The 10,640-nt window shown below is 72.2% G+C and carries 7 protein-coding genes; 3 read left to right on the top strand and 4 right to left on the bottom strand.

Going from position 1 to position 10,640, the window contains the following annotated elements; genetic code table 11:
• Window positions 1-92: 92 nt before the first annotated feature.
• Together MKW14_RS38100 and MKW14_RS38095 are read right to left on the bottom strand one after the other, a co-directional pair.
• A complete protein-coding gene (locus MKW14_RS38100; protein ID WP_240870980.1) occupies window positions 93-2,030 on the bottom strand; it encodes an amylo-alpha-1,6-glucosidase in 1,938 nt (645 codons plus the stop codon).
• On the bottom strand, window positions 2,027-3,502 hold the full coding sequence (locus MKW14_RS38095; protein WP_240870979.1) for an MGH1-like glycoside hydrolase domain-containing protein: 1,476 nt from the start codon (window positions 3,500-3,502) through the stop codon (window positions 2,027-2,029). Before MKW14_RS38095 ends, MKW14_RS38100 begins: the two co-directional genes overlap by 4 nt.
• 120 nt (window positions 3,503-3,622) lie before the next feature.
• Here MKW14_RS38095 and MKW14_RS38090 point away from each other — a divergent pair, with 120 nt between their 5' ends.
• Window positions 3,623-4,819 carry an ROK family protein gene (locus tag MKW14_RS38090; protein ID WP_240870978.1) on the top strand — a complete coding sequence of 399 codons (1,197 nt, stop codon included), beginning with the start codon at window positions 3,623-3,625 and terminating at the stop codon, window positions 4,817-4,819.
• Window positions 4,820-5,203: 384 nt separating this feature from the next.
• Window positions 5,204-7,924 (top strand): pyruvate, phosphate dikinase, encoded by a 2,721-nt coding sequence (ppdK, locus tag MKW14_RS38085; RefSeq protein ID WP_240870976.1) that lies wholly within the window; start codon window positions 5,204-5,206, stop codon window positions 7,922-7,924.
• Window positions 7,925-8,118: 194 nt separating this feature from the next.
• On the opposite strand, the gene MKW14_RS38080 is transcribed toward ppdK, so the two are convergent.
• Window positions 8,119-8,262, bottom strand: a complete 144-nt coding sequence (locus tag MKW14_RS38080) for a hypothetical protein (RefSeq protein WP_240870974.1) — start codon at window positions 8,260-8,262, stop codon at window positions 8,119-8,121.
• A gap of 111 nt (window positions 8,263-8,373) precedes the next feature.
• Here MKW14_RS38080 and MKW14_RS38075 point away from each other — a divergent pair, with 111 nt between their 5' ends.
• The gene (locus MKW14_RS38075; protein ID WP_240870971.1) at window positions 8,374-9,300 is read left to right on the top strand and encodes an oxidoreductase; all 927 of its coding nucleotides are present in this window, start codon (window positions 8,374-8,376) and stop codon (window positions 9,298-9,300) included.
• On the opposite strand, the gene MKW14_RS38070 is transcribed toward MKW14_RS38075, so the two are convergent.
• Entirely contained in the window at window positions 9,266-10,594 is a 1,329-nt protein-coding gene (locus tag MKW14_RS38070) for an MFS transporter (protein ID WP_240870968.1), read from the bottom strand. The two genes, MKW14_RS38075 and MKW14_RS38070, sit on opposite strands and share 35 nt — an antisense overlap.
• Window positions 10,595-10,640: the final 46 nt, after the last annotated feature.

Genomic DNA, 10,640 nt, shown 5'->3' with positions numbered 1-10,640 from the left:
GGCGCGGGACGGCAGCAATGTGCGGCTCCGCCGCGTGGGCGCGACCAGCCCCGCGAACCCGCACTCGCCATCCGGCCTCTCCCAGCGGAGCGCTACGCGCCTCCCACCGCCGTCAGCAGAGCGAGCGGTGCCGCCGCCGAGCGGGACTCCCGCACGCACGCGTGTGGGTAGGGGACGGGCTCCGCGTGGGAGTCCCGGCCGTACCCGGCGATGACCTCCGGCAGGCGGTGCCCGGCGGCCGTCGCCGCGTCGACCAGGGCGTGGGCGACCGTGCGGGCCTCGTCGTGCAGGCCGTAGCGGGCCAGGCCCAGGGTGATCAGCGCGTTGTCGTGCGGCCAGACCGAGCCGCGGTGGTACGACAGCGGGTGGTACGCCGGCTGTCCCGCGGCCAGCGTGCGCACGCCCCAGCCGGAGAAGAAGTCCGGTTCCAGCAGCCGCCGGCCCACCACCTCGCCGTACTCCTTGTCCAGCAGGCCCGACCACAGCAGGTGCCCGGCGTCCGAGGCGAGCGCGTCGACCTGGCGGCCCCGGCCGTCCAGCGCGAGCGCCGGGAAGGATGCGTCCGGCATCCAGAAGTCCCGCTGGAAGCGGTCCCGCAGATCGGCCGCCGCCTGTTCCAGCAGCGCCGCGTACGTCTCGTCGCCCCAGACGGTGCGGGCGACCGACGCCGTGCGGCGCAGGGCGTCGTAGGCGTAGCCCTGTGCCCCGGCCGCCATCACCGGTCCGCTCGCCCGGGTGCCGTCGGCGGAGCAGATCGCGCCGGGGGAGTCCTTCCAGTTCTGGTTGGCGAGTCCGCCCTGGTCGGCGCGGTAGACGAGGTAGCCGCGCGAGGTCAGCCCGCCGTGGTCCAGCATCCAGCCGATCGCCGCGCGGGCGTTGGGCTCCAGTCGGCGCGCGAGGTCCGCGTCGCCGGTGTGCTCGACGTAGGCGCCGAGGAGGACGAGGAAGAGGGGCGTCGCGTCCACCGAGCCGTAGTAGCGGCCGTAGGGGACCTGGCGGAAGTGGGCCAGCTCGCCGTGGCGGACCTCGTGCACGATCTTGCCCGGCTGCGCCACCGAGTCCGCGCCGGTCTCCGTCGCCTGGGTGGCCGCGAGCGCGGGCAGGGTGGCGGCGGCGAGCTGCGGGCGGTAGGGGAGGGCGAACAGCGAGGTCAGCAGGGCGTCCCGGCCGAGCAGGGTCAGGAACCAGGGGGCTCCGGCGGCGGGCACCCGCAGGTCCTCGCCGTCCGGGCCGCTCGCCGGGACCTGGAGGGCGGCGAGGTCGGCGAGGCCCCGTGCGCAGGCCGCCGCCAGCTCCGGCCAGCCCGTGGGGAAGGGCACGCCCTCCACGAACTCGCCTTCGAGAGCGAGGAGTTGTTCGTTCAGTGCGGCTGGGGACGCCGGTACGCGCCGGGCCCGCCGGTCGCCGTGCGGGCGGGCCATCACCCGCAGCGTCAGCTCCGCCGTGCCGTGCGGGTCCAGGTCGAGGGTCCACACGAGGCGACGGGCGCCGGTGCCGGTCTCCTCGACGCCGTCCGGGGCGGGCTCGGCCGTCACCGTCGTACAGGACCGCCACTCACCGCGCTGGTAGCCGAACTCCACGCCGTCGTCGAGGACCTGGCGGGAGCGGGTGGCGCCGATCTTGGCGTAGGTGCGGTGGTCGGAGCGCAGCTCGAACTGGTCCGTGAAGTCCGCGTCCGCAGTGACGGCGAGGCGGACCGTGGTGGGGGTCGGGCGGTTGCTGGTGATGCGGAGGGACTCGACGAACGAGCCGTCCCCCACCGCCTGTTCGCGGAAGATCGTGTACGCGGGCGGCTCCTGCCGTCCGCCGCGCGGGACGAGGACACAGCGGGCCGTGTCCCCGTCCGCGACCGGCGTGAGCGACTCCGGTACCGCGCCGTCGACCGTCAGTTGCCAACGGCTCAGGTGACGGGCGTCGCGCACGAACAGTCCGGCCGGTGAGCCGGTTCCCCGTACCCCGTTGATGTCCCCGCCGTCGTCCACGGCCGCGAACGTCCCGCCGCGCACGAGCAGATGATGCCGGTCCGTCATGCCCGGTCCCCTCCCTTGTCACTCGTCTCGAACGTGCCGACGCCCGTGGGGGACACGCCGTGTCCGGGGCGCGAATGGAGCAGATCCAGCGCGAGGGCGGCGGTCCAGCCGAAGCCGAGTGCTCCGCAGGCCTCGCCGGTGTGCGGGTCGACGTACTCCGCGAATCCGGAGGCGTCGGCCAGGTCCAGGACGGACTCCCGCAGGGCGTCGGCGCGCTCCTGCTCGCCGTGGGTGCGCAGCCCGCGTTCCAGCAGCCAGCTCGTGTTGAACCAGGCCGGGCCCCGCCAGTACCGGTGCGGGTCGAAGGCCTCGCCGAGGAGGTCGTAGGACGGGGGCAGCCGGGTCGTGTCACCGAGCCCGAAGTGCGGGCCGTGGAGGGTGGTGACGAGCGTCCGCACGAGGTCGCGGGGGAGGCCGGGGAGGAGGAGCGGGATCAGTCCGGAGACGCCGCGCTCGGGGATCAGGGTGCCGGTGGGCGGGCGGTGGTGCGGGGCGGGGGCGCTGTGGCCGTCGCCGCGCAGGTCCCGGCAGAGGAACATGCCGCTCGGCGCGTCCCACAGGCGGTCCACCAGGGCCGCCGTCAGCCGCTCCGCGCGGGCGTGCCGTGCCGTGCCCGGCGCTCCCAGCTCCGCGGCGATCCGGGCCAACGCGTGCTCGGAGGCGATGAGCAGGGCGTTGAACGCCGGGTCCTCCACGGCGAAGCCGCTGCCCGGTCCGTCCTCGTACCCGGCGTCCCGGTAGTCCGTCGCCAGGCGGACGTAGCGGCCGTAGTCCAGGTCCGTCGGGCGGTCCTCGGGGGCGCCGTGGGTGAGGTCGGCGCGGCGGAAGGAGCGGGACGGGGCGGGGGTGATCCGGGCGAGCGGGGCGTCCCAGCAGGGGCTGTTGTCCATACCCTGTTCCCAGGGGTGGACGACCGAGGCGAGGCCACCCCCGCCCAGGTCACGGCGGTGCAGGAGGTAGCGGTGCCAGGCGGCCAGGCGCGGGTGGACCCGGGTGAGGAAGCCGCGGGCGCGGGACAGGCCCGGGTCGGCGCGGTGCACCAGCCAGGCCGCCAGCGCGTGCACCGGTGGCTGCACGATGCCGGAGGTCTGTACGGTGCGCGGGGCGCCCGCAGCGCGCCCCGCGGTCGAGGAGCGCCAGAAGTCGGGGCTCGGGAAGTAGGCGTCGAGCGGGACGGAGGGGTTGAAGACGATGTGCGGGATGCGTCCGTCCGCCCACTGCGCGGCCAGCAGCGTCTCCAGCTCCGTCTGCGCCCGTAACGGCGACAGGTGGCGCAGGCCGATCGCGATGAACGCCGAGTCCCAGGACCACTGGTGCGGATACAGGCTGCGCGAGGGGACGGTGGAGGCGCCCGTCCAGTTCTCCTCCAGCACCCGGGCGGCCCTGGCGTGCAGGGGACCCGGGACGGGCGGCGGATCGTATGCAACGGGGTGCTGTTCGCCGCGGCTGGTGAGTTGGGCAGTGCGATCCACTCGGGGCTCCCCGAAAGACGTACGGCCGACCGGTTCGGTCTGGGCTACCGTAGAGTTACGTCTATTTAACACGCAAAACTCACTATGTAATGCACGCTTGAGAAGCACAAGGGGGTGCGCATGACGGGACGCGGCCAGGCCAGCTCCGGAGATCTGCTCGAACTGGTACGAAGCGGACGCGCGACCACACGCGGAGCCCTCCAGCAGGTCACCGGTCTGTCCCGGGCCACCGTCGGTCAGCGCCTCGACCGCCTCTTCCGCGCGGGCTGGCTGCGCGAGGGCGCCGGCGGTCCCGTCGACTCGCCCCAGGGCGGCCGCCCCTCCATCACCCTGGAGTTCGACGACGAGCACGCCGTCGTCCTCGCCGCCGACCTCGACACCCGGCACGCGCGCGCCGCCGTCCTGACCCTGACCGGCGAGATACTCGCCGAGCACGCGGACACCCTCGTCGTGGAGGACGGGCCGGACGTCGTCCTCGGGGCGCTCGGGCAGTGGTTCGGACAGCTGCTGGAGAAGGCCGGGCGGCCGGCGCGGGCCGTGTGCGGGATCGGGCTCGCGGTGCCGGGGCCGGTCGACAGCGAGACCGGGCGGGTCGTCCAGCCGCCGATCATGCCCGGCTGGGACGGCTACGACATAAGGGGCCGCCTGGCCCGGGCCTTCACCGAGCAGACGGGCGCCGGTCCGGTGCCGGTCCTGGTGGACAACGACGCGAATCTCATGGCGTACGGCGAACAGCGCACGGGACACCCCGGCTGCTCGGCCTTCGTGCTGGTCAAGGTCTCCACCGGCATCGGCGCGGGCGTCGTGGTCGACGGCTCGGTCTACCGGGGGATCGACGGGGGCGCCGGGGACATCGGGCACATACGGGTGGGCGCCGACGCGCTGTGCCGGTGCGGGTCGTACGGCTGTCTCGCCGCCGTCGCCAGTGGCGGCGCCGTGGCCGGGCGGCTGGCGGAGGCGGGGGTCGCGGCCACCTCCGGCTCGGACGTACGGGATCTGCTGTCGGCCGGGCACCCGGAGGCGGCCCGGCTGGCTCGGGAGGCCGGGCGGCTCGTGGGGGACGTGCTGGCGACCGTCGTGACGCTGCTCAATCCCGGGGTGCTGATGATCGCCGGGGATCTGGCCGGAACCGCCTTCCTGACCGGGGTGCGGGAGCTGCTGTACCAGCGGGCACTGCCCCGCTCCACGGCCCACCTGGACGTGGTCACCTCACGGCTCGGTGAGCGGGCGGGGCTGGTGGGAGCCGGGGCGCTGGTCGTGGAGCATCTCTACGCGCCGGAGCGGGTCGAGGAACGGCTGCTCGCGATGGGCGTGTAAAGCGTCCGCATGGTGAAATCCGGTCCTCTGTGGGAGCGTGATTCTCGCCACCCTTGATAAGGGTTGCGCTCAGATGAGCGGATCTTGAGCGGCTGCACTTCCTCAAGGGGTGGCACTGGGTGCCACCCCTTGATCGTTCATCGATCGAAATCAGGTGTCATGGTCGACCGCTCATCTGAGCGTAAAACCGCACCTGTGGGCACTGGTGTCTTCAGGAAGTGAAAACATAAGCGCTTGATTGCTTGCCCTCCCTTGACTTTCGATCCGCTGGCGGAGGGATGGTTACGAGCGCATGACACGCGAGTAGACGTATCCAGACACCTTTGATCTGGGTATGTTCCTCGCCGTCAGGGCAGCCACCGCGTCCTCGAGGAGTCGAGACCCGTGTCGGAAAACAAAGAACCCCACGTAGCGAAGTTCGTTTACGACTTCACCGAGGGAAACAAAGACCTCAAGGACCTCCTGGGTGGCAAGGGCGCGAACCTCGCCGAGATGACCAACCTGGGACTCCCCGTTCCCCCGGGCTTCACCATCACGACGGAAGCCTGCAAGGTCTACCTCGACAGCGGCGAGGAGCCCGCGGCACTGCGTGACGAGGTGAGTGCGCACCTCGACGCGCTGGAGTCCCGGATGGGCAAGAAGCTCGGCCAGCCGGACAACCCGCTGCTGGTCTCCGTCCGCTCCGGCGCGAAGTTCTCCATGCCCGGCATGATGGACACCGTCCTGAACATCGGGCTCTCCGACAAGTCCGTGAAGGGCCTCGCCGACCAGGCCGGCGACGAGCGCTTCGCCTGGGACTCCTACCGCCGCCTCATCCAGATGTTCGGCAAGACCGTCCTCGGCGTCGACGGCGACCTCTTCGAGGAAGCTCTCGAGAAGGCCAAGGAGGCCAAGAAGGTCACCGTCGACACCGAGCTGGAGGCCGCGGACCTGAAGAAGCTGGTCGCCACCTTCAAGAAGATCGTCAAGAAGGAGGCCGGCCGGGACTTCCCGCAGGACCCGCGCGAGCAGATGGACCTCGCCATCCACGCGGTCTTCGACTCCTGGAACACCGACCGCGCCAAGCTCTACCGCCGTCAGGAGCGCATCCCGCACGACCTCGGCACCGCCGTCAACGTCTGCTCGATGGTCTTCGGCAACCTGGGCCCCGACTCCGGCACGGGCGTCGCCTTCACCCGCGACCCCGCCTCCGGCCACCAGGGCGTCTACGGCGACTACCTGCAGAACGCACAGGGCGAGGACGTGGTCGCGGGCATCCGCAACACCGTGCCGCTCGCGGAGCTGGAGCAGATCGACAAGAAGTCGTACGACCAGCTCATGCAGATCATGGAGACCCTGGAGAACCACTACAAGGATCTCTGCGACATCGAGTTCACCATCGAGCGCGGACAGCTGTGGATGCTCCAGACCCGCGTCGGCAAGCGCACGGCGGGCGCCGCCTTCCGGATCGCGACCCAGCTGGTCGACCAGGGCCTGATCGACGAGACCGAGGCGCTGCAGCGGGTGACGGGCGCCCAGCTCGCGCAGCTGATGTTCCCGCGGTTCGACGAGCACGCCAAGACCGAGATGGTCGGCCGGGGCATCGCGGCCTCGCCGGGCGCGGCGGTCGGCAAGGCGGTCTTCGACTCGTACACCGCCGTGAAGTGGTCGCGTTCGGGCGAGAAGGTCATCCTGGTGCGCCGGGAGACCAACCCCGACGACCTCGACGGCATGATCGCGGCCGAGGGCATCCTCACCTCCCGCGGCGGCAAGACCTCCCACGCGGCCGTCGTCGCGCGCGGCATGGGCAAGACCTGTGTGTGCGGCGCGGAGGAGCTCGAGGTCGACACCAAGCGGCGCCGGATGACCGTCCCGGGCGGGCGGATCGTCGAGGAGGGCGACGTCATCTCCATCGACGGCTCCAGCGGCAAGGTCTACCTGGGCGAGGTCCCGGTCGTCCCCTCACCGGTCGTGGAGTACTTCGAGGGCCGGATGCACGCCGGCGCCCACGACGCCGACGAGCTGGTCGAGGCCGTGCACCGGATCATGGCCTTCGCCGACCGCAAGCGCCGGCTGCGGGTGCGGGCCAACGCGGACAACGCCGAGGACGCGCTGCGCGCCCGTCGCTTCGGCGCGCAGGGCATCGGGCTGTGCCGTACCGAGCACATGTTCCTGGGCGAGCGCCGCGAGATGGTCGAGAAGCTGATCCTCGCCGACACCCAGGACGAGCGCGAGGCGGCGCTGGCGGAGCTGCTGCCGCTGCAGAAGAAGGACTTCGTCGAGCTGTTCTCGGCGATGGACGGCCTGCCGGTGACGGTCCGTCTCCTCGACCCGCCGCTGCACGAGTTCCTGCCGGACATCACCGAACTGTCGGTGCGGGTGGCGCTGGCGGAGTCCCGTCAGGAGTCCCACGAGAACGACCTCCGGCTGCTCCAGGCGGTCCACCGCCTGCACGAGCAGAACCCGATGCTGGGCTTGCGCGGCGTACGCCTCGGCCTGGTCATCCCCGGCCTGTTCACCATGCAGGTCCGCGCGATCGCCGAGGCCGCCGCCGAGCGCAAGAACGCCAAGGGCGACCCGCGCGCCGAGATCATGATCCCGCTCGTCGGCACCGTCCAGGAGCTGGAGATCGTCCGCGAGGAGGCCGACCAGGTCATCGCGGAGGTCGAGGCGGCGACGGGCACGCAGCTCAAGCTCGCCATCGGCACGATGATCGAGCTCCCGCGCGCCGCGCTGACCGCCGGGCAGATCGCGGAGGCGGCGGAGTTCTTCAGCTTCGGCACGAACGACCTGACCCAGACGGTGTGGGGCTTCAGCCGGGACGACGTGGAGGCGAGCTTCTTCACGGCCTACCTGGAGAAGGGCATCTTCGGCGTCTCCCCGTTCGAGACGATCGACAAGGACGGCGTCGGCTCCCTGGTGAAGGCGGCGGCGACGGCGGGCCGCGAGACCCGCCCCGACCTCAAGCTCGGCGTCTGCGGCGAGCACGGCGGCGACCCGGAGTCCGTCCACTTCTTCCACGAGGTGGGCCTGGACTACGTCTCCTGCTCCCCGTTCCGCATCCCGGTGGCCCGCCTGGAGGCGGGCCGCGCGGCGACGGAGTCGACGGGCAGCGACCACCGCTAGCCGGTACGACCCCGGTCGCCCGTAGGCCCGGGTAGCCCGTACGGCCCCGGCCGGACCCCCGGCCACCGAAACCCCGGAACCGCCGCCCGTCCCCGACCCTCAACACCGATGGACGGCGGCTCCGGCTCTCCAGGAGGGCGGCATCCTGTGCGGGGGTGCCGCCCTCTTCTATGCGAAATGAATCACGTCCCCGGCTATCCCTTTTGGGGAGGTGCCTTCCAGCGCATCGTCCAGCGGCGGCGGCCCTTGCCGGTCGGGTCCAGGCTCATCAGTGCCATGTAGGAGATCGATCCGGACGTCGCCACCACGATCGTGGAGCCGGTCGGATTCCTGCTCACCGATGTTCCCGAGGACGCACGGGAACGACTCGTCCGTCTCCTCGCCCGACGTTACATCGGGTGCGCTCCACTCGTAGGGTGGATCCCACCCCGTCTGCGGAGGGAGCGTCCATGCCGGGCTGGAGTGTTGAGGCCATCCCCGATCAGAGCGGACGCGTGGCCGTGGTCACCGGGGCCAACAGCGGGATCGGGTACGCCACCGTGCGGGAACTGGCCCGCAAGGGTGCCCGCGTGGTGCTCGCCTGTCGCAGTGAGCGGCGGGGCGGCGCGGCCCGGGACCGGCTGCTGAGCGAAGTGCCGGGCGCAAAGGCGGAGTTGGCCCGCCTCGACCTCGGGGACCTGTCCTCCGTACGGGAGTTCGCGACCTCGTACCCGTACGACCGCCTCGACCTGCTGGTCAACAACGCGGGCGTAATGGCGCTGCCGTACGGCACGACCGCGGACGGCTTCGAGACCCAGTTCGGCACCAACCACCTGGGCCACTTCGCCCTGACCGGCCTGCTGTTGCCCTCGATCCTCGCGACACCCGGCGCACGCGTCGTGACGGTCTCCAGCGGGATGCACGCCCTGGCCAACATCGACATCGACGACCTCAACAGCGAGCGCCGGTACCGGCGTTGGGTCGCCTACGCCCGGTCCAAGACGGCCAACCTGCTCTTCACCCACGAACTGGCCCGAAGGCTCGCGGCGCAGGGGGCGGACGTGGTGGCGGCCGCCGCGCATCCGGGCTACGCGGAGACCAACCTCCAGGGCGCCGCGCCGCGGATGGAGGGGCGTCGGCTGATGGGACGGGCGATGGAGATCGGCAACCGTGTCTTCGCCCAGTCGGCGGAGGCCGGTGCGCTGCCCGTGCTGTACGCCGCGACTGCCCCCGACGTACGGCCAGACTCCTTCACCGGGCCGTCGTTCATGATGTGGCGCGGGGCACCGGGGCCGTCGTGGCGGGCGCCCTGGACGCTCAACGACGTGGCGGGCGAGAGGCTTTGGGCCGCCTCGGAGCGGCTCACCGGTGTGGCGGACGAGGCCCTGAAGGGCTGATGAGCGTCACCTCCGCCTGCCCCCGCCAGACCGTGAAGTAAGCCGGCGCCGCCAGTGCCGCCGTGGCGGACGCCAGCGTCAGGGCGCCGGGCAGGGAGTGGCCCGCGATCGTGCCCGCTGTCGCCGCGCCCAGGGCGAACCCGGTGATCTTCAGGCTGGCGCCCGTCGTGAAGATCTGGCCGCGCAGATGGTCGGGGGCCTCCCGGTGTCGTATCGCGAACAGGGCCGTGAGCTGGGGGCCGGCGCCGATGCCGGTGAGCAGGGCGGCGGTGACGAGGACGGCCGGATGCGTCGTCACCGCCAGGGCCAGTGCGGTGGCCTGGATGACAGCGCCGACCCAGATCGCCGTGTCCGGGGCGATCAGGCGGGGGCGTCGCGCCAGTACGGAGTTGGCCGCCAGCGAGGCGACGGCCGTGCAGGACAGCAGGAGCGCGCCGCGCCCGGAGCCGCCCAGGGCGCGCTGCCCGAGAAGGGGGACGCAGGCGGTGAACATGCCCTCGGCCGCGCAGCAGAGGACCGAGGTGAGGGTCGCTCGGGCCAGGGCGGGGCGCTGGACGATGAAACGGAGACCCGCGGTGAGGGGGGCGCGTCGCCCGGTGTCGGCTTGTCCGTCCGACCGAGTCCGGGACCCCACTCCAGCGCCCCCGTCACGCGCACGCGTCTTCATCGGGGCCCTCGCGTCGGCGTCCTCATCGCTGTCCGGGCCCGGTCCGGCCGCCCCTCGGTGGCCGGCCGTCGGCAGGCGCCAGGCCGCCGGTGTCGCGAGGCCGATCAGGGTCACCGCCACCGCCACCGCCGTCGGCGCCCCCAGCGTCTCCGTCGCCGTCCCCGCGAGGGCCGGTCCGGCGAGGCTCGCGGTGGTGAAGGTCATCGCGTCCAGGGCGTTGGCCCGGGGCAGCGCGTCGCCCGGCACCACCCGGGGGAGCTGGGCCGTCCAGCCACCCGAGAGGGCCGGTCCCAGCAGGCCGGTGCACACGGCGATCAGGACGGTCACGGGGAGGGGCAGGTGTCCGAGTCCCAGCAGGATGACCGCCACTCCGGCGCCGTACCCGGCCAGCGCGCAGGCCAGCAGGCGGCCCGGGCGCGACGCCCGGTCCAGGAACGCGCCGAGCAGCGGTCCGCCGACCGCCGCGGCGACGTTGAGCCCGGCCAGCAGCGACGAGGCGGTCGCCGTCGAGCCGGTCAGGGCGAAGCCCGCCAGCATCATCGCCGGTCCGGACATCTCGTCGCCGGTACGGGCGGACACCGCGCCGACGAAGTAGGAGGCCGTCGCCGTCGTGTAACGCCTTCGCATCGGGAACACGTTACGTGAGTAACCCTAATGGTGGTCAATATGCGTT

Origin of the sequence: Streptomyces gilvus, assembly GCF_022513565.1 — a bacterium.
Taxonomy (GTDB): domain Bacteria; phylum Actinomycetota; class Actinomycetes; order Streptomycetales; family Streptomycetaceae; genus Streptomyces; species Streptomyces gilvus.
This window is presented reverse-complemented; position numbering and strand designations above follow the sequence as displayed.